This is a genomic window from Streptomyces aquilus, from assembly GCF_003955715.1.
GTDB lineage: Bacteria > Actinomycetota > Actinomycetes > Streptomycetales > Streptomycetaceae > Streptomyces > Streptomyces aquilus.
Genome location: NZ_CP034463.1, coordinates 8,556,836 through 8,574,780, shown reverse-complemented (window position 1 = coordinate 8,574,780; position 17,945 = coordinate 8,556,836). Strand labels below are relative to the sequence as shown.

The window sequence follows — 17,945 nt, the reverse complement described above, 5'->3', positions numbered from 1 at the left end:
CGCGGACAGCTTCACCCCCCGCTCGCGTCTAGGCGGACGCCCGCCGCACCAACGTCGTGGGCAGCACCACCCCGGACATCGCGTCCCCGGAGCCCTTCAGCAGCAGGCGGGCCATCAACCGGCCCATCTCCTCGATGTCCTGGCGGATCGTCGTGAGGGGCGGGTCGGTCTGTTCCGCGATCGGCAGCATGTCGTCGAAGCCGATGACGGCGACGTCGTCGGGGACGCGCCGGCCGTGCTCGCGCAGGACGCGCAGGGCCCCGGACGCGGTCAGGTCGTTCGCGGCGAACACGGCGTCGACGTCCGGGCAGCGGTCGAGGAGCTCACGCATCGCCCGCTCCCCGCCGGCCGGTGTGAAGTCACCCTCGACGACGAGCCGCGCGTCGACGTCTCCCACGACGTCCCGGAAGCCCTCCAGCCGGTCCACCGCCGACGTCTGGTCGAGGGCGCCGGTGATGTGGGCGACCCGGCTGCGGCCGAGGCCGACGAGATGCCGTACGGCGTCCCGGGCGCCGCCGCGGTTGTCGCTGTCGACGTACACCACCTCCTCCCCCGTGCCGTCGCGCCAGCCGGGCCGGCCGCCGAACACGGTCGGGATTCCGGCCCGTTGGATCAGACCGGGCAGCGGGTCGTCGAGGTGGAGCGAGAAGACGAGCGCTCCGTCGACATGGCCGCCGGCGAGATAGCGGCCGACGCGGGCGTGGTCGTCCCGGCCCTCGGTGAGCAGCAGGACGAGTTGGTTGTCGTGGGCCGTCAACTCCTTGCTGATGCCGCGGAGTTGCAGCGCGAAGAAGGGGTCGGCGAAGACCCGGGTCTCCGGTTCGGCGACGACGACGGCGATGGCGTCGTGCCGTCGCGTCACAAGGCTGCGGGCGGCCTGGTTGGGAACGTACCCCAACTCCTCCACTGCTCGCCGCACCCGCTCGACGAGCGGCTCCCTGACCCCGTCGCCACCGTTCACCACCCGGGACACGGTGGCCCGCGAGACCCCGGCCCGCGCGGCCACGGCCTCCAGCGTGGGACGCGGCGCTGTCTCACTCACTTCGGGGCCCTCCTCCTGGTTGCGGCCCAGGATAGCCCTGGTCGGGGGCGGGAGTGAGAGCGCTCTCGGGAGGGCGGAAAGGTGGTTGCGGCGGCGCGCGTGACAGCAAGAGGATCACCGTATGACTTCGAGAAGAGCCCATGGCCGCTGAGCCCCGCCTCACGTCGTACGCCCGGCTGCCCAGCGCGTACCAGGGCCGGGACGTGCTGCACAGCACCGTCGACGCGTTCGGGCGGGCGCACTGGCTGCTGCGCGACTCGGCGCGGCGGGGCGATGCGTACGACGCCCTGCTCGTCACGGTCGAGGGCGGGCGCGACCGTACGACCCGTCTGCGGTCCGTTCCCGCCCGCTTCCCGCGGGTGGACGCACTGCCTGACGGCGGTTTCGTGGTGGCCGACGCCCGCCGGCAGGACGGGGTCGAGCAGATACAGGTGTTCGACTCGTCAGGACGATCGTCACACGGCTTCGATGTCGGCGACGCCATCGAGCACCTGCTGACCGACGAGTCCGGCGACCTGTGGGTGGGCTACTTCGACGAGGGCGTCGGCAGCGACCCGCTCTGCGATCCGGGGCTGCGGTGCTGGAGCCGTACCGGGGAACCGCTGTGGGAGTACCACCAGCCCTCGGAGGCCGGATGGTTCCTGGACTGCTACGCCCTGAACGTCGACCGCCGCTGCACCTGGGCGTACCCCTACACGGACTTCCCGCTCCTGGAGATCCGGAACAGACGCCGGGCGAGCATCCGCACCACGCCCGTCCGGGGCGCGAAGGGGGTGATGGTCCACGGGCCTCGTGTCGCGCTCTACGGCGGGTACGGCGACGAGCACGACCGGCTCCTCCTCGGCACCCTCACCGACTCGGCGGTCGAGCCCGTCGAGGAGACCCGGCTGCTCCGCGCCGACGGCGCGCGATCGGGTCGCCGGCGGGTCGTCTGTCGCGGTCCCCGCCTTTACGTACAGGAGGAGCCCGGCATCGACTGGGCCCTGTACGACCTCAGTTGCCCCCTCGCCTCCTCAATGCGCGTGCCCGTCGCTGTGCTCGTGCGGCTCATACCCAGGAATCGTCCCGTCCGTCTTCTTCACCAGGAACAGCCCCACCATCCCCATGTCCGAATGGCTCTGGACATGGCAGTGGTACATCCACGCGCCCGCTCCGACGCCCTCCCCCGCGATCACCTGGAAGCCGAAGGAGTCCGCCGGGCCCACGATCTTGTTGTCGATGACCTGGCTCGGGTCGTCGGGGCCGGTGAGGGTGCCGGTGCGGTTGTCCGCCCAGCGGTGACCGTGCAGGTGGAAGGTGTGGTAGTACTCGCCGTGCGTGATCATCACGAACTCGACCCGATCGCCCACCGTCGCCTCGAAGTCGGGGCCCGAGTGGGCGGGCCCGTTGTTGATGAGCATGTCGTTGAAGACGATCGCGTGGGTCGCGTCCGGGAGGACGTCGCCCTTGCGGCGGACGATCACCGGGCCGTACAGGCCTTTGCGGATGCCACCCGTGCCGTGTTCCGTGCCGACCACGTGGTCGTGGTAGTGCCAGTAACCCGCGCTGCCCGCCCGCCAGGTGCCGTCCTTGCGGCGGCCGGGGGCGTGCGTGCGCCAGGTGTAGGTGCGGGTGCTGCCCGGTTCGACGTCGCTCTTGTTCAACTTCGTGCCGTCGCTGGAGATTTCGTAGTCCAGGCCGTGCACGTGGAGGCTCGCCGCCACGTCCATCGTGTTCTCGAACTCGATGTGCAGCGTGTCGCCCTCGTTGAGCTCGATCAGCGGGCCCGGGATCGTCGCCTTGCTCTTCGCGAAGCCGTAGCCCATCTGCCCGTCGGCGAGCTTCTCGGCGTACAGCTTGATGTGCCGGACCTCGCCGCCCGCCGGAGCCGTCCTCGCCGGTGTGTCGGCGCTCGCGGCCTCCGGTGCGACCGACAACGATGTCGCGACGGTTCCGGCGCCCACCACCGCCGCGCCGCCCAGCAGCATCCTCCGATTGAACCCGCGTCTGTCCATGCGGAACTCCCCAGCCTGGTAAGGAATTTGCAGAGACGTACCTGTGATGAACCTGTGAGACGGTACCGGCCGTTCCGCTGTTTATCCACACTCAGGACAAAGTTGACCCCAACTCGGTCATAGGTATTGGCGAGGTGCGCAAAGACGTCTAGCTTCCTTGGCGCTGTCGCTGTGACCGAGGAGGTGCCCATGCACTTACGAGGGTTGAGCACGAGAAGACGGATCGGTGTGGCGGGCGTGACCGCCGGGGTCGTCGTGGCCGGGCTGCTGTCCGGTCCCGCCGCCACCGCGCGCCCGGCGCCCGAACCACCGCTGACAACGATGTCCGTCAAGTCGCCGCCGGGCGGCGCGAATGTACGGGTGCTGCTCTTCTACGGGTCCGCCGCGGCCGGCGAGGAGTCGCCGGTGGTGAACGCCGGGATCGAGGCGATCGAGAAGATCGGACTGTCCGGCCCGGCCGACCAGCGGTTCAGGACCGTCGCCACGGACGACGCCTCGGTGTTCACCGACGAGACCGAGCTGGGGCGTTACAACGCGATCGTCTTCCTCACCGGGGGCGGCGACATCCTCGATCCCGAGCAGGAGGCGGGACTCGAGGCCTATATGGAGGCGGGCGGCGGGTTCGTCGGCATCCATGACGCCGCGCGCGCCGAGCCGTACTCGGACTGGTTCACCGGGCTCGTCGGGGCCCGCCCAGCCGCTTCCAGCCCGACCGCCGTACAACGGGCCGTGGTGGAAGTCGGTGATCGACAGCATCCGGCCACCAGGGATCTGCCCGTGCAGTGGAAACGGCCCGATCAGTGGTTCAACTGGGCCAAGAACCCCTCGGGTTCCGTGCACACCGTGGCCCGCGTGCGCGAGTCGACCTATCAGCCCGGCGACGGGAAGAACGGCTGGGACCACCCGGTCAGTTGGTGCCGTGACTACGACGGCGGGCGTTCCTTCTACACCGGCATGGGCGGCACCGTCTCCTCCTACGACGAGACCGACTTCCGGGCTCATCTGCGCGGCGCGCTGCTGTGGACGACGCGGCTGGTGCGGGCCGACTGCAAGGCCACCATCACCGGCAACTACAAGGCCGAGCGCCTCACCCAGCCCAACCAGCCGGGCCAGAACGACCAGATCGGCGAGCCGCACGGCCTGGTCACCGCACCGGACGGACGCGTGCTCTACATCGGCCGGGGCGGCGCCGACTCCTCCCAGCCGGTGGTCACCGACTGGAACAACCCCGACATCGGCAAGGGCAAGGGCGAGATCCACGTCTACGACCCGAGGACCAAGAAGGTGACCCTCGCGGGCGCCCTGACCGTCTTCGGCAACAAGGGCGGCGGCGACGAACTGGTGAAGGTCGAGGAGGGGCTCCTCGGCATCGAACTCGACCCGCGGTTCGAGGAGAACGGGTGGGTGTATCTGCACTACACCCCGCACTCCCAGATCAACCGCGAGACCAGGATGGCCGAGCGGCGCGTCTCCCGCTTCACCCTCGACCTCGCCACGAACAAGCTGGACCTGGGCAGCGAGAAGGTGCTGCTCAAGTGGCCGGTGCAGATCCACAGTTGCTGCCACGCGGGCGGCGGGATGACCTGGGACTCCAAGGGCAACCTGTACATCGCGACCGGCGACAACAACTCCAGCCGCTTCAGCGACGGTTACTCGGGCAACAACCCGGAGCCGAACTACAAGGGCGTCTCCTTCGCCGACGCGCGCCGCACCGCCGGCAACACCCACAACCTCAACGGCAAGATCCTGCGCATCCACCCGGAGGCCGACGGGACGTACACCCTGCCCGCCGGGAACCTCTTCACCGGGCAGGAGACCGACGAGGGCGGCGGCAAGACACGCGGCGAGATCTATGTGATGGGTGTCAGGAACCCCGCCCGCATCTTCGTCGACAAGAAGACCGACATCCTCTACGCCGGCTGGGTCGGCCCGGACGCCTCGGCGCCCTCCACCACCTGGGGCCCGGCGAAGTACGACACGTTCGCCGTCATCACCAAGGCGAGCAACCGGGGTTGGCCGTACTGCATGGGCAACAAGCAGCCCTACCGCGACCGCAACCTCCCCGACCCGACGAAGCCGCTGGGCTGGTACGACTGCGACCACCCGAAGAACGAGTCCCCGAACAACGACGGCCTCGTCAACCTCCCGCCGGTCACCGGCAACAACATCTGGTACTCGCCCCAGGGCGGCGCCCCGGACTTCCCCCGTGACGCGAACGGCATCCCGTCGTACAAGCAGGAGGAGTCCACGTATCTGCTGCCCTGGCTCAAGGGCGGCGGGCAGGCCGCGATGAACGGGCCCGTCTACCGCTACGACGCCACGAGCGCCAGCACGGTCAAATGGCCCTCGTACTGGGACGGCAAGTGGTTCGTCGGCGACTTCTACGACGCCGACCAGCCGCGCAACGCCGTCATCACCGACCCGAAGAACCATGGTGAGGGTGGACTGCCCGTGCACTCCGAGTCGTTGAAGAAGATCGTCCCGATCGGCAACGACGGCATCAAGAACCTCATGGACTGGAAGTTCGGTCCGGACGGCTCGCTCTACGTCCTCGACTACGGCCGCGGGTTCTTCACCTCGGACGCCAAGTCGGCGCTGTGGCGGGTCACCTACACGGGCGGTGGCCCGACGCCCGCCGCCGACCAGCTGGCGAGGGGGGCAGCGCAGTGACACGGCAACGAAGGGTCCTCACCGCCCTGTTGGCGGCGGTGCTGATGCTGCTCGGCCTCCAGGCCGTACCGAGCACGGCACAACCCGAACAGGCCGCCGCCGCCCAGACCCTCACCTGGACCGCCGGCGACGACATCACCAAGTACACCTCGGCGCCGACGACCGCGGTGGCCGGTCAAGCCACGATCGTCTTCGAGAACAGCGCGGCCACCGGCAACACCACCGGCATGCCGCACACGTTGACCTTCGTGACGAGCGATCCCGAGTTCAACAGCGACGTCCAGCTCAACATCCTGGCCAACCCGAACGACGACATGGGCGGCCGGCACACCGCCGAGGTCACGCTCACCCCGGGCCGCTACTTCTACCACTGCACGATCCCGGGCCACGGCTCGATGCAGGGCATCCTCGTGGTGACGGAGGGCGGCGGTTCGGACACCACGCCGCCGCAGACGTCCGCGCAGGTCACCGGGGCGCAGAACGCCCAAGGCGAGTACGTCGGTTCGGCGAGCGTGGCCATCAGCGCCACGGACGAGGGCGGCTCCGGGGTCGACAGCGTCCAGTACGCGATCGGCGACTCCGGCGACTGGCTGCCGTACACCACGCCGGTCGTCGTCGACCAGGTCGGCAGTCACACGATCCGTTACCGGGCGCTCGACAAGGCGGGGAACGTCTCCGCGGAGAAGAGCGTCGAGTTCACGGTGGTGCCCCCGGCCTCCGACGACACCACCCCGCCGGACACCTCGGCGACGGTGACCGGTGAACAGGACGCCGACGGGGCCTACTTCGACATGGCGACGGTGACCGTGTCGGCCTCCGACACCGGCTCCGGGGTCAACAGCATCGAGTACGCCGTCGACAGCGGAACCTGGCAGGCGTACACCGCGCCCGTGATGGTGCACCAGCTCGGCACCCACAGCGTGCGCTACCGGGCCACCGACAAGGCGGGCAACGTCGCCGCCGAGAAGAGCGTCCAGTTCAAGGTCGTCGCGACGCCCACGCCGGACACCACACCGCCGGTGACGGGTGTGACCGTCGAGGGCACGAAGAACTCGGACGGGGCCTACATCGGCAATGCCAAGGTGACCGTGAGCGCGACGGACGAGGGAGGTTCGGGCGTCGACCGGGTCGAGTACTCGATCGACGGCGGGCCGTATCTCGCGTACACCGCCCCGGTCGTCGTGGATCGCGCGGGCACCCACACCCTCGCCTACCGGGCCACCGACAAGGCGGGCAACACCGCCGCGGCGCGTACCGTGACCTTCACGGTGGTGTCGAGCCAGGTACCGGCGCCCAACTGCCCGGAGTTCGACGAGCGGTTGACGGTGATCGTCGGTGACGTCGACTCGGGGGTGCCGAACCGGCTGACCAACAACCGGTGCCGGATCAACGAGTTGATCGAGGACGAGAAGGAGTGGACGTCCCACGCGCTGTTCCTCAAGCACGTGAAGACCGTCCTGGACAAGCTCCTCAAGGAAGGCGTCGTCGACCAGCGCGAGTACAACGCCGTCCAGAAGGCCGCCCGTCAGTCGGGGATCGGCAGGCCCGGGCAGACCGAGGGCTACCGGAAGATCCTCGACGGCAGCCCCGCGTCGTTCGCCAAGTGGCAGCAGGTGGGCGGGGGTTCGTTCGGGCTGAACGCCGACGGGTCCATCACGTCCGGGACCACCAAGGGCGGGCTCGGCATGCTGTGGTTCCCCGAGCGCAAGTACGGCGACTTCTCGCTCCGCCTCCAGTGGCGCGACGACGCACCCGGCACCGGGAACGCCAACGCCGGTGTGTTCGTGCGCTTCCCGTGGGTCCACGACCACCCCGAGGAGTCCCGCCCGGAGTGGGTCGCCATCAAGTACGGCCACGAGGTGCAGGTCCTGGACCGGCCCGACGGCGACATGTACAAGACCGGGTCGATCTACGGGTTCGACCGCGTGGGTCTGGCCGGCGCGGGCGTGACGCAGAAGGGCACCTGGAACGACTACGAGATCCGGGTGGTCGACCAGCACTACTCGGTCTACCGCAACGGCGTGCTCATCAACGAGTTCGACAACACCGGCGGCCAGGACTTCGTCCCGCCCCGCTCGGACGACCCGGGCACGGACGGCAGGCGGTTCGCCTCCGGCTACGTCGGACTCCAGGTGCACGGCACGACGGACGTCATCTCCTACCGGGACGTGCGGATCAAGGAGTTGTAGTCCCGTCCTACGAAGTCCCGTCCTACGAAGTCCCGTCCTTACGGGCTCGGCTCGGCTGTACCCGCTTGGGTTCCCCCGGCATCTTCGGATACTCGGGCGGGTACGGCAGATCGCCGAGGCCGTGGTCGTGCTCGTCCCGGCGGGCCAGTTCCAGCAGGGCCTCCAGTGAGAACGCGTGATCGTCCATGTCCGCGTGCACATCGCCGAGTTCGGCGAAGCGCGCGGGCATGGTCGCGAGATCGAAGTCCTGTGGGTGCGCCACGCCCACCTCGTCCCAGCGCAGGGGCGCGGAGACGGGGGCGTGCGGGCGGGGTCGTACCGAATAGGCGGACGCGATCGTGCGGTCCCGGGCGGTCTGGTTGTAGTCGATGAAGATGCGCTCGCCGCGCTCCTCCTTCCACCACTTGATCGTCACGTGGTCCGGCATCCGGCGTTCCATCTCCCGCCCGACCGCGATCGCGGCCCGCCGCACCTGGGTGAAGGTCCAGCGGGGTTCGATCGGCACGAAGACGTGCAGGCCGCGTCCGCCGGACGTCTTGGGCCAGCCGCGCAGGCCCCCGAACTCCTCCAGTACGGCCCGGAGTTCACCGGCGGCCCGGACGGCGTCGTCGTAGTCGGTGCCGGGCTGCGGGTCGAGGTCGATGCGGAGTTCGTCGGGGCGGTCGACGTCGGCGCGCCGTACCGGCCACGGATGGAAGGTGAGCGTGCCGAACTGGGCGGCCCACAGGACCGCGGCCTCCTCCGTGGGGCACATCTCGTCCGCGCTACGGCCGCTCGGGAAGGTGATGTGGGCGGTCGGGATCCAGTCGGGCATGTTCTTCGGCGCCCGCTTCTGGAAGAAGTTCTCGCCCGTCACGCCGTCGGGATAGCGCTCCAGGGTGGTGGGGCGGTCGCGCAGGGCGCGCAGGATGCCGGGGGCGACGGCGATGTAGTACCGGGCCAGGTCCAGCTTGGTGAAACCGCGCTCCGGGAAGAAGATCTTGTCCGGGCTGGACAGCCGTACGGTCCGCCCGCCCACCTCAAGCTCCACCGCGTCACCCATGCGAGCCACGGTAGGCCAGCCAGACAACCCTCGCATACCGGGCGAAATCCATCAGGGGCCAGCAGAATCGGAGGCATGGATCTGCCGGTCATGCCTCCCGTGAAGCCCATGCTCGCCAAGTCGGTCGCGAAGATCCCGCCGGGCATGCAGTACGAGGCGAAGTGGGACGGGTTCCGGGCCGTGGTGTTCCGGGACGGGGCCGACATCGAGCTGGGCAGCCGCACCGGCAAGCCGCTGACCAGGTACTTCCCGGAGCTGGTGGAGGCCCTCAGGGAGCGGGTGCCCGAGCGCTGTGTGCTGGACGGGGAGATCGTCATCGCCCGCGACGGACGGCTCGACTTCGACGCGCTCACCGAGCGCATCCACCCGGCCGACTCCCGGGTCCGCACCCTCGCCGAGCGCACCCCGGCGTCGTTCGTGGCCTTCGACCTGCTGGCGCTCGCCGACGAGTCGCTCCTCGACGTCCCGCTGACCGACCGGCGGGCCCTGCTGACGACGGCCCTGTCCGAGGTCACCCCGCCGGTCCACCTCGCGCCGGCGACCACCGACATCGACGTCGCCCGGAACTGGTTCGAGCAGTACGAGGGGGCCGGCCTCGACGGTGTCATCGCCAAGCCGCTCGGCCTGCACTACCTCCAGGACGAGCGCGCCATGTTCAAGATCAAGCACGAGCGGACCGCGGACGTGGTCGTCGCCGGCTACCGCCTCCACAAGAGCGGGCCCGTCGTCGGGTCCCTGCTGCTGGGGCTGTACGACGACCGGGGCGCCCTCCAGCACGTGGGCGTGTCGGCCGCCTTCACCATGAAACGGCGGGCCGAGCTGGTCGACGAGCTGGAGCCGCTGCGCATGGACGACGTCACGGGACATCCCTGGGCGGCCTGGTCGGACGAGGCCGCCCACGAGACGGCGCGGCTGCCGGGGGCGCCCAGCCGCTGGTCGGGCAAGAAGGACCTGTCCTGGGTGCCGCTGCGGCCCGAGCGGGTCGCCGAGGTGGCGTACGACCACATGGAGAACGGGGCGCGCTTCCGGCACACGGCCCGCTTCCGGCGCTGGCGCCCGGACCGCACGCCGGAGAGCTGCACGTACGGGCAGCTGGAGGAGCCGGTGCGCTACGACCTGGACGAGATCCTCGGCACGGCCGGCTGACGCGGGGCGCCTACGGCTTCATATCCGCGGCTTCACGGCTTCATCAGCGCCGTTACCGGCTTCACCAGTGCCTTCACGGCTTCATCAGCGCCGTTACCGGCTTCACCAGTGCCTTTACGGCTTCATCAGCACCTTCACCGCGCCGTCCTGCTTGCGCTGGAACATCTCGTAGGCGTGCGGCGCCTCGTCGAGCGGCACCCGGTGGGTGGCGAAGTCCTCGACGCCGAGCACGTCCTCGTCGGTGAGGTGGGGGAGGATGTCGTCGACCCAGCGGCGCACGTTGGCCTGGCCCATGCGGAGCTGGATCTGCTTGTCGAACAGGGTGAGCAGCGGCAGCGGGTCGGCCATGCCGCCGTAGACGCCGGACAGGGAGATGGTGCCGCCGCGGCGGACCAGGTCGATGGCGGTGTAGAGGGCGGCCAGGCGGTCGACGCTGAAGCGTTCCGCGAAGGGGCCGCTCAGCTTGCGCGGCAGCAGGGCCGTGGCGTTCTGGGCGAGCCGGGCGGCGGCGCTGCCGTGGGCCTCGGTGCCGACCGCGTCGATCACGGCGTCGGGGCCGCGGCCGTCGGTGCGGTCGCGGATCGCGGCGACGAGTTCCTTCTCGTCGTCGAAGTCCCGCAGGTCGAAGACCTCCACGCCGCGCTGCCGGGCCCGGCGCAGCCGCTCGGTGACCAGGTCGACCCCGAACACCGTTCCGGCACCGCGCAGTCGGGCGACCCGGCAGGCCATGTCGCCGATCGGCCCGAGGCCGAGCACGGCGACGCTGCCGCCCTGCGGGACGTCCGCGTAGGCGACCGCCTGCCAGGCGGTGGGCAGCACGTCGGAGAGGTAGACGAAGCGGTCGTCGGGCGGTCCCTCGGGCACCTTGATCGGGCCGAACTGGGCCTGCGGGACGCGCAGATACTCGGCCTGGGCGCCCGGCACGGACCCGTACAGCCGGGTGTAGCCGAAGAGCGCGGCGCCCATGCCCTCGCCGGTGACCTGGGTGGTCTCGCACTGGGTCGGCAGGGAGTTCTCGCACATCCAGCAGCTGCCGCAGGCGATCTGGAAGGGGACGACGACCCGGTCGCCCGCCTTGAGGTCGGGCACCCCGGCGCCGACCTCCTCGACGATGCCCATGGGCTCGTGACCGAGGATGTCGCCCGGTGTCATGAACGGGGTGAGCACCTCGTACAGGTGCAGATCGGAGCCGCACAGCCCGCTGGAGGTGATGCGGATGACGGCGTCCGTCGGCTCCTGGATCTTCGGATCGGGCACGTTCTCCACTCGTACGTCCCGCTTGCCCTGCCAGGTCACTGCCTTCATCGCGGCGCGCTCCCTTCCCCTCTGCTTCCCCCTTCGGAGGCGCCCCGGGTACCCGGCCGGACCCCGCCGAACCGCGTGCTGGGCCGCTCGGCGTAGCAACGCGCTCCTCAGAGGTATTCAGCCGGGCCGATCAAATCCGAGCGGGTATGGCCACCAATGAACAAATAAGCGCACAATCAGTGAAACGAGACTTGGGTGGCGACGGTGGGCATGGGACGACGGGCGCGCACGCGACGCGCCGGCACTACGGCGGCGCTCCTGGCCGCCGCGCTGACGGTTTCCCTGGCGGCGGGCTGCACGGGCACGAACGGGTCCGGGCCGTCGGACGACGGACGGGCGCCCGAACGGACGCACGGCGAGAGCCGGACCCCGGACGAGAGCCAGGAGCCGTCGGAGAGCGGGCTGGCCGGCGCCTCCGTGCTCGCCGTGAAGATCGACAACGCCCGGGCGGCCCGGCCGCACACGGGCACCGACTCCGCGGACATCGTCTACACCGAGCAGGTCGAGGGCGGTCTGAGCCGGCTGATGGCGGTCTACGCGACCAAGCTCCCGAAGGTCGTCGGGCCGGTGCGCAGCGCCCGCGAGTCCGACCTGGAGCTGCTGCGCCAGTTCGACCACCCGACGCTCGCCTTCTCCGGCGCCCAGGGGAAGCTGATGCCGCTGATCAACAAGGCGCCGCTGAACTCGCAGACGCCCGGCAAGACCTCCGGCGCCTACTTCCGCGGCACCGCCAAGCCCGCCCCGCACAACCTCTATCTCCGGCCGTCCCGGCTGCTGCCCGCCGCGCCCGGCGCGGACGCCCTGACCACCGGCTTCACCTACGGCTCAGCCCCGTCCGGCGGCAAGAAGGACACCTCGGAGACCGTGCGCTACCCGGCGGCCACCTACTCCTTCACCTGGTCGTCGAGCCGGGACCGCTATCTCGTCTCGATGGACGGCACCGCGGCGGTGACGACCGGGGGCAAGCGGCTCGCCCCGGCGACGGTCGTCGTGCAGTACGTCAAGATCCGCAAGTCCGACTTCCACGACTTCCTCGGCAACAACACGCCGTACACGGAGACCGTGGGCTCGGGCAAGGCGAAGGTGCTGCGCGGCGGGAAGGCGTACGACGCCCGCTGGGAGCGCGACCGGCCGACGGACGGCACGACGTTCACGACGAGCGACGGGGACCCGGTGAACTTCGCCGAGGGTCAGGTGTGGGTGCTGTTCGTGAAGGCCTGACGCTGTTCGGCAGGGGGCTCCGCCGGGTTGCGGAGTTCCTCGGCCGCGTCCGCGACCCGCTGGATCAGTTCGCAGAAGACGGACTGCTCGGCGGCGGAGAGCGGGGCGAGGAAGACCTGGTTCATGCGGGCCGTGCGGACGGTCAGCTTGCGGTGGGTGCGCAGCCCGTCGTCGGTCAGGCGCAGCAGGAAGCGGCGGCCGTCCTGCGGGTCGCGCACCTTGTCGAGCAGCCCGCGGCGGCCGAGCCGGCTGATCACCTCGGCGATGGTCGACCGGTCGAGCCCCACCCGCTCCCCCACCGTGCGCTGGTCCAGACCCGGCTCGGCGACGAGCGCGTTGAGGACCGCGAACTGCGGGGAGGTGATCTCCTCCGAGACCATCGTGTTCCACAGCAGGTAGTGCGCCTGCTGCAGGCGGCGGGCCAGGTGCCCGGGGTGGGTGGTGAGGTCCACCGCAGCCATGTGCGCTCCCGAGAGTCGGATTCGTACGTGTACTGAACAATACCGGGGTGGCACCCGGACTGTCTCCAGGTCCGCGTGCGCGACCGACCTCGCATTTCCCCTGGGTCTTGACGCGCACCGCGTCCGGTGGCAGCGTGAAGGAAACTTCACCGAAATAGTCAGTGCCCTGAGCAATCGGCGGGGCGGAGCTTCACGCATGGGATTCCTCATGACTCTCACCCAGCACGACATCGACCAAGAGATCGCGGCCGAACACGCCGCCTACGAGAAGCGCCTCGCCGACGGCGGCCCCGTGGAGCACCAGCCGCGCCGCGACTACGCCCCGTACCGCTCCTCGGTCCTGCGCCACCCGAAGCAGCCGCCGGTCACCATCGACGTCTCCAAGGACCCGGAACTGGTGGAGCTGCACTCCCCCGCCTTCGGGGAGCGGGACATCACCGACATCGACAACGACCTCACCCGGCAGCACAACGGCGAGCCGATCGGCGAGCGCATCACCGTCTCCGGGCGGCTCCTCGACCGTGACGGGCGTCCGATCCGCGGTCAGCTCATCGAGATCTGGCAAGCCAACTCGGCGGGCCGGTACGCCCATCAGCGCGAGCAGCACGACGCCCCGCTCGACCCGAACTTCACCGGCGTCGGCCGTACCCTGACCGACGCGGACGGCCAGTACCACTTCACGACCGTCCAGCCGGGCCCGTACCCGTGGCGCCAGCACCTCAACGCCTGGCGCCCCGCCCACATCCACTTCTCGCTCTTCGGCACGGCGTTCACCCAGCGGCTCGTGACGCAGATGTACTTCCCGGCCGACCCGCTGTTCCCGTACGACCCGATCATCCAGTCGGTGACCGACGACGCGGCCCGCCGGCGCCTCGTCGCGACGTACGACCACAACCTGTCGGTGCCGGAGTTCTCGATGGGCTACCACTGGGACATCGTGCTCGACGGACCGCACGCCACCTGGATCGAAGAGGGACGCTGACCCGCCATGACGAAGATCGACACCAGCCGTCCGGAGACGGTCCTGCCGACCCCCTCGCACACGGTGGGCCCCTTCTACGGCCACGCCCTGCCCTTCCCGGGCGGCGAGGACATCGCCCCCGTCGGCCACCCGGACACGATCGCCGTGCACGGCTGGATCCACGACGGCGCGGGCAACCCGCTGCCGGACGCGTTCGTGGAGCTGTGGGGCCCGGACCCGGACGGCAACATCCCGCGGGTCGACGGCTCGATGCGGCGCGACGGGGCCAGCGGTGGGTTCATGGGGCGCACCGGTGTGGAGTTCACCGGCTGGGGGCGCAGCCAGACGGACGCGAGCGGGCACTGGTCCGCGCGGACGCTGCGCCCGGGTGCGCGCGGACAGAGCGCGCCGTACCTCAGCGTCTGTGTCTTCGCGCGCGGTCTGCTGGTGCACCTGTACACCCGTATCTACCTGCCCGGCGACGACGCGGCGCTCGCCGCCGACCCGCTGCTGTCCCGGGTGGACGAGGCGCGCCGGGGCACGCTGATCGCGACGGACGGCGGCCACGGCACCTACCGTTTCGACATCCGCCTTCAGGGCGAAGGCGAGACGGTCTTCCTGGAGTTCCAGTGACATCTGAGGCAGAGGTCGGCCTGCTCGCCCCCGGGTGGGCCGACTCCCCGGCCGCCGCCGCGACGAGCGACGCCGCGTATCTGCGGGCGCTGCTCGACGCGGAGATCGCGCTGACCCGCGCCCAGGCGGCCCTCGGGCTGGCTCCCGAGGGCGCGGCTGCCGCCGTGGCCGCGGTCGGTGGTCTCGACGCCGGGGACATCGCCGTACGCGCGCGGGCGGGCGGCAATCCGGTGATCCCGCTGGTCGCCGACCTGACGACGGCGGTGGGGGCGGAGTACGGCCCGTACGTCCACCGGGGCGCGACCAGCCAGGACATCCTCGACACGGCGATGATGCTCGTCGCCGTGCGCACCCTCGACCTGGTCCGCGCCGACCTCGGGCGGACGGAGGCGGCGCTGGCCCGGCTGGCCGCCGACCACCGGGACACGGCCATGCCGGGACGCACGCTCACCCAGCACGCGGTGCCGACGACCTTCGGCCTGAAGGCCGCCGGCTGGCGGTCCCTGGTGGTGGACGCGCGGGACCGGGTGACCTCCGTACGGAACTCGCTCCCCGCCCAACTCGGCGGCGCGGCCGGGACGTTGGCCGCCTTCACCGCGTACGGCGCGCAGGACCCGACCGCGCTCGTCGCGGCGTACGCGCGCGAACTCGGCCTGCGCGAACCCGACCTGCCCTGGCACACGCTGCGCACCCCGATCGCCGATCTCGCGGGGTGTCTGGCCTTCGCGGCCGGGGCCCTCGGCAAGATCGCCACGGATGTGCTGACGCTGGCCCGCACCGAGATCGCCGAGCTGGCGGAGGGCAGCGGCGGCGGCTCGTCGGCCATGCCGCACAAGGCGAATCCCGTACGGTCCACCCTCGTCGCCGCTGCCGCGCGGCGGGCGCCGCAGCTCGCCGCGACGCTGTACGGCTCGCTGGCCGCCGAGGACGAGCGGCCGGCCGGCGCCTGGCACGCCGAGTGGGAGCCGCTGCGGGACCTGCTCCGGCTGGTCGGCGGTGCGGCCCGCGACGCCGCCGAACTGACCGAGGGACTGCGGGTGAACGCGGACGCCATGCGCGCACACCTGGATCTCACCCACGGGTTGATCGTCTCCGAGCGACTCTCCGCCGACCTGGCCCCCGTCCTCGGCCGGGCCCGCGCGAAGGCGCTGCTGACCGAGCTCGCGCAGCGCACCTACGCAGAGGGGCGCTCCTTGGCGGAACTCCTGGCGGAGCAGCCGGAGTTGGAGAAGGCCGTCGACCTCGACCCCGCCCACTACACCGGCGCCGCTACAACCCTCACCGACCGTGCTCTGGAGCGACGTTGACCGCCACACTCCTCAACCACCGCGCCGAAGGCCCGACTTCGGCGCCCCCGCTCCTGCTGGGCCCGTCCCTCGGCACGTCGTACGCCCTGTGGGACAGGATCGCGCCGGAGCTGTCGATCACCCACCGGGTGGTCCGCTGGGATCTGCCCGGGCACGGCGGGAGCGCGGCCGACCTGATCGGCCCCGGCGCCACCGTCGCCGACCTCGCCGACCTGGTGCTCGCGCTCGCCGACTCGCTCGGCATCGAGCGGTTCGCCTACGCGGGGGTGTCGCTGGGCGGTGCGGTCGGTCTGCAACTGGCCGTCCACCACCCCAAGCGGCTGTCCTCGCTGGCCGTGATCTGTTCCTCCGCCCACTTCAACGGGGCGAAGCCCTGGGAGGAGCGGGCCGCGCGGGTGCGTTCCGAGGGCCTTGACTGGCTCGTGGAGAGCGCGGACGCCCGGTGGTTCACGCCCGGATTCACCGTGCCCCGGCTGGTTCAGGACCAGCGCGACGCCGACCCCGAGGCCTACGCCGCCTGCTGCGACGCGCTCGCCGCGTTCGACCTGCGGGAACGGCTGGCGGAGATCGCCGCGCCGACGCTGCTCGTCGCCGGCCGGGACGATCAGGCGACGCCGCCCGCGCATCTGCGGGAGATCGCCGACGCGGTGCCCGGTGCCGCGCTCGTCGAGCTCCCGCGCGCCGCGCACCTGGCACCGGCGCAATGCCCGGAGGCCGTCCTGACGGCCCTGCGCGCGCACCTCGACGGCGGGGCCAAGCGCGGCATGGAGGTACGGCGCGAGGTGCTGGGCGACGCCCACGTGGACCGGGCGCAGGCCCGGCAGACCGCGTTCACCGCCCGCTACCAGGACTTCATCTCGCGCTACGCCTGGGGCGAGATCTGGACCGACCCGACGCTCAGCCGCCGCGAACGCAGCATGATCACACTGACCGCGCTGGTCGCACACGGCCACTACGACGAGCTGGCCATGCATGTGCGGGCGGCCCGGCGCAACGGGCTGACGCCGGACGAGATCGGGGCCGTGCTGTTGCAGACGGCCGTGTACTGCGGGGTTCCGGCGGCGAACTCGGCGTTCGCGGCGGCCCAGCGGGTGCTGGCGGAGGACGGCGAAGCCTGACCCTGCTGGTCGTATCATCGCCGGTATCTGCCACATGCCTCCGCCGGGCGCCTACGGTGGAGGCATGTCGACTGTTCTGATCACCGGCGCCACCTCCGGGCTCGGCCGCTACGTCGCCTTCGAGCTGGTCCGCTCCGGGCATGTGGTCCTCGCCCACGGCCGTGACCCGGGCCGTACCGAGCGACTGGTCGAGGAGCTCCGCGCGGAGGGCGACGCCGAGGCGTTCGTCGCCGACCTGTCCTCGCTGGCGCAGGTGCGCGAGCTGGGCGACCATGTCGCCGGCGCGCATCCCGACCTGGACGTGCTGATCAACAACGCGGGGGTGGGCGCCGGTTCGCCGGGCGCGGCCCGCGAGCTGAGCGCCGACGGCCATGAACTGCGGCTCGCCGTCAACTACCTGGCGCCGGTGGCCCTGACCCGCGCCCTGCTGCCGACGCTGCGCGCCAACACCCCGGCCCGGATCGTCAACGTGGGCTCGGTGGGCCAGAACCCCGTCGACTTCGACGACATCGAGTTCCGCCGCGGCTACGACGGCTTCGCGGCATACTGCCGCGCCAAGTTCGCCCTGGCGGCCCATACGTTCGCCCTGGCCGAGGAGTTGGCGGACACGGGCGTCGCGGTGAACGTCCTGCACCCGGCCACGTTCATGGACACGGCGATGGTCCGCGAGGGCGGGGTCACTCCGTGGAGCACGGTGGCGGACGGCGCCCCGGGCGTACTGGCCCTGGCGACCCAGGACTTGGGAACGGGCGGCTACTTCGACGGCACGAACCGGGCGAGGGCGCACGAGGCGACGTACGACAGGGAGGTGCAGAAGCGACTGGCGGCGGTGACCGATCAGTTGCTCACCCTGTGA

14 protein-coding genes are annotated in these 17,945 nt (G+C 70.9%); 9 read left to right on the top strand and 5 right to left on the bottom strand.

Translation table 11 applies throughout. The features are described from left to right. Positions 1-28 precede the first annotated feature (28 nt). Together EJC51_RS39190 and EJC51_RS39180 are read right to left on the bottom strand one after the other, a co-directional pair. Positions 29-1,042, bottom strand: coding sequence for a LacI family DNA-binding transcriptional regulator (locus EJC51_RS39190; RefSeq protein ID WP_126275417.1), 1,014 nt, complete (start codon positions 1,040-1,042; stop codon positions 29-31). A gap of 1,013 nt (positions 1,043-2,055) precedes the next feature. Then, positions 2,056-3,036: a multicopper oxidase domain-containing protein gene (locus EJC51_RS39180; protein ID WP_126275416.1), complete on the bottom strand. Its 981-nt coding sequence runs from the start codon at positions 3,034-3,036 to the stop codon at positions 2,056-2,058. 189 nt (positions 3,037-3,225) lie between these two features. Here EJC51_RS39180 and EJC51_RS39175 point away from each other — a divergent pair, with 189 nt between their 5' ends. Together EJC51_RS39175 and EJC51_RS39170 are read left to right on the top strand one after the other, a co-directional pair. Next, on the top strand, positions 3,226-5,706 hold the full coding sequence (locus EJC51_RS39175; protein ID WP_244363050.1) for a ThuA domain-containing protein: 2,481 nt from the start codon (positions 3,226-3,228) through the stop codon (positions 5,704-5,706). A gap of 44 nt (positions 5,707-5,750) precedes the next feature. Then, a complete protein-coding gene (locus EJC51_RS39170; RefSeq protein WP_126277306.1) occupies positions 5,751-7,895 on the top strand; it encodes an OmpL47-type beta-barrel domain-containing protein in 2,145 nt (714 codons plus the stop codon). Between the two features lie 22 nt (positions 7,896-7,917). Here EJC51_RS39170 and ligD read toward each other — a convergent pair whose 3' ends face one another. After that, positions 7,918-8,937, bottom strand: a complete 1,020-nt coding sequence (gene ligD, locus EJC51_RS39165; protein WP_126275415.1) for a non-homologous end-joining DNA ligase — start codon at positions 8,935-8,937, stop codon at positions 7,918-7,920. A gap of 75 nt (positions 8,938-9,012) precedes the next feature. On the opposite strand from ligD, the gene EJC51_RS39160 reads away from it, so the two are divergent. Beyond that, positions 9,013-10,083 (top strand): ATP-dependent DNA ligase, encoded by a 1,071-nt coding sequence (locus tag EJC51_RS39160; protein WP_126275414.1) that lies wholly within the window; start codon positions 9,013-9,015, stop codon positions 10,081-10,083. A gap of 114 nt (positions 10,084-10,197) precedes the next feature. Here EJC51_RS39160 and EJC51_RS39155 read toward each other — a convergent pair whose 3' ends face one another. Then, positions 10,198-11,388 (bottom strand): zinc-dependent alcohol dehydrogenase, encoded by a 1,191-nt coding sequence (locus tag EJC51_RS39155; protein ID WP_126275413.1) that lies wholly within the window; start codon positions 11,386-11,388, stop codon positions 10,198-10,200. A 210-nt stretch (positions 11,389-11,598) separates the two neighbouring features. Between EJC51_RS39155 and EJC51_RS39150 the strand changes: the two genes are divergently transcribed. Next, positions 11,599-12,609: a DUF3048 domain-containing protein gene (locus EJC51_RS39150; protein WP_126275412.1), complete on the top strand. Its 1,011-nt coding sequence runs from the start codon at positions 11,599-11,601 to the stop codon at positions 12,607-12,609. Here EJC51_RS39150 and EJC51_RS39145 read toward each other — a convergent pair. Next, positions 12,579-13,070 carry a MarR family winged helix-turn-helix transcriptional regulator gene (locus EJC51_RS39145; RefSeq protein WP_126275411.1) on the bottom strand — a complete coding sequence of 164 codons (492 nt, stop codon included), beginning with the start codon at positions 13,068-13,070 and terminating at the stop codon, positions 12,579-12,581. The two genes, EJC51_RS39150 and EJC51_RS39145, sit on opposite strands and share 31 nt — an antisense overlap. A gap of 208 nt (positions 13,071-13,278) precedes the next feature. Here EJC51_RS39145 and pcaH point away from each other — a divergent pair, with 208 nt between their 5' ends. The 5 genes from pcaH (at position 13,279) to EJC51_RS39120 (ending at position 17,945) form a co-directional block, all read left to right on the top strand. After that, positions 13,279-14,052 (top strand): protocatechuate 3,4-dioxygenase subunit beta, encoded by a 774-nt coding sequence (pcaH, locus tag EJC51_RS39140; RefSeq protein WP_126275410.1) that lies wholly within the window; start codon positions 13,279-13,281, stop codon positions 14,050-14,052. 6 nt (positions 14,053-14,058) lie between these two features. Next, on the top strand, positions 14,059-14,664 hold the full coding sequence (pcaG, locus tag EJC51_RS39135) for a protocatechuate 3,4-dioxygenase subunit alpha (RefSeq protein WP_126275409.1): 606 nt from the start codon (positions 14,059-14,061) through the stop codon (positions 14,662-14,664). Next, positions 14,661-15,971 carry a 3-carboxy-cis,cis-muconate cycloisomerase gene (pcaB, locus tag EJC51_RS39130; RefSeq protein WP_126275408.1) on the top strand — a complete coding sequence of 437 codons (1,311 nt, stop codon included), beginning with the start codon at positions 14,661-14,663 and terminating at the stop codon, positions 15,969-15,971. The genes pcaG and pcaB overlap by 4 nt, the downstream gene beginning before the upstream one ends. Next, positions 15,968-17,089: a bifunctional 3-oxoadipate enol-lactonase/4-carboxymuconolactone decarboxylase PcaDC gene (gene pcaDC / locus EJC51_RS39125; protein ID WP_126275407.1), complete on the top strand. Its 1,122-nt coding sequence runs from the start codon at positions 15,968-15,970 to the stop codon at positions 17,087-17,089. The genes pcaB and pcaDC overlap by 4 nt, the downstream gene beginning before the upstream one ends. 64 nt (positions 17,090-17,153) lie before the next feature. Continuing rightward, positions 17,154-17,945, top strand: a complete 792-nt coding sequence (locus EJC51_RS39120) for an SDR family NAD(P)-dependent oxidoreductase (protein WP_126275406.1) — start codon at positions 17,154-17,156, stop codon at positions 17,943-17,945.

Excerpts from the sequence above, each read along its gene's own strand:
- EJC51_RS39180 (WP_126275416.1), bottom strand. The coding sequence starts at position 3,036 with ATGGACAGACGCGGGTTCAATCGGAGGATGCTGCTGGGCGGCGCGGCG.
- EJC51_RS39175 (WP_244363050.1), top strand. The coding sequence starts at position 3,226 with ATGCACTTACGAGGGTTGAGCACGAGAAGACGGATCGGTGTGGCGGGC.
- EJC51_RS39170 (WP_126277306.1), top strand. The coding sequence starts at position 5,751 with ATGCTGCTCGGCCTCCAGGCCGTACCGAGCACGGCACAACCCGAACAG.
- ligD (WP_126275415.1), bottom strand. The coding sequence starts at position 8,937 with ATGGGTGACGCGGTGGAGCTTGAGGTGGGCGGGCGGACCGTACGGCTG.
- EJC51_RS39160 (WP_126275414.1), top strand. The coding sequence starts at position 9,013 with ATGGATCTGCCGGTCATGCCTCCCGTGAAGCCCATGCTCGCCAAGTCG.
- EJC51_RS39155 (WP_126275413.1), bottom strand. The coding sequence starts at position 11,388 with ATGAAGGCAGTGACCTGGCAGGGCAAGCGGGACGTACGAGTGGAGAAC.
- EJC51_RS39150 (WP_126275412.1), top strand. The coding sequence starts at position 11,599 with ATGGGACGACGGGCGCGCACGCGACGCGCCGGCACTACGGCGGCGCTC.
- EJC51_RS39145 (WP_126275411.1), bottom strand. The coding sequence starts at position 13,070 with ATGGCTGCGGTGGACCTCACCACCCACCCCGGGCACCTGGCCCGCCGC.
- pcaH (WP_126275410.1), top strand. The coding sequence starts at position 13,279 with ATGACTCTCACCCAGCACGACATCGACCAAGAGATCGCGGCCGAACAC.
- pcaG (WP_126275409.1), top strand. The coding sequence starts at position 14,059 with ATGACGAAGATCGACACCAGCCGTCCGGAGACGGTCCTGCCGACCCCC.
- EJC51_RS39120 (WP_126275406.1), top strand. The coding sequence starts at position 17,154 with ATGTCGACTGTTCTGATCACCGGCGCCACCTCCGGGCTCGGCCGCTAC.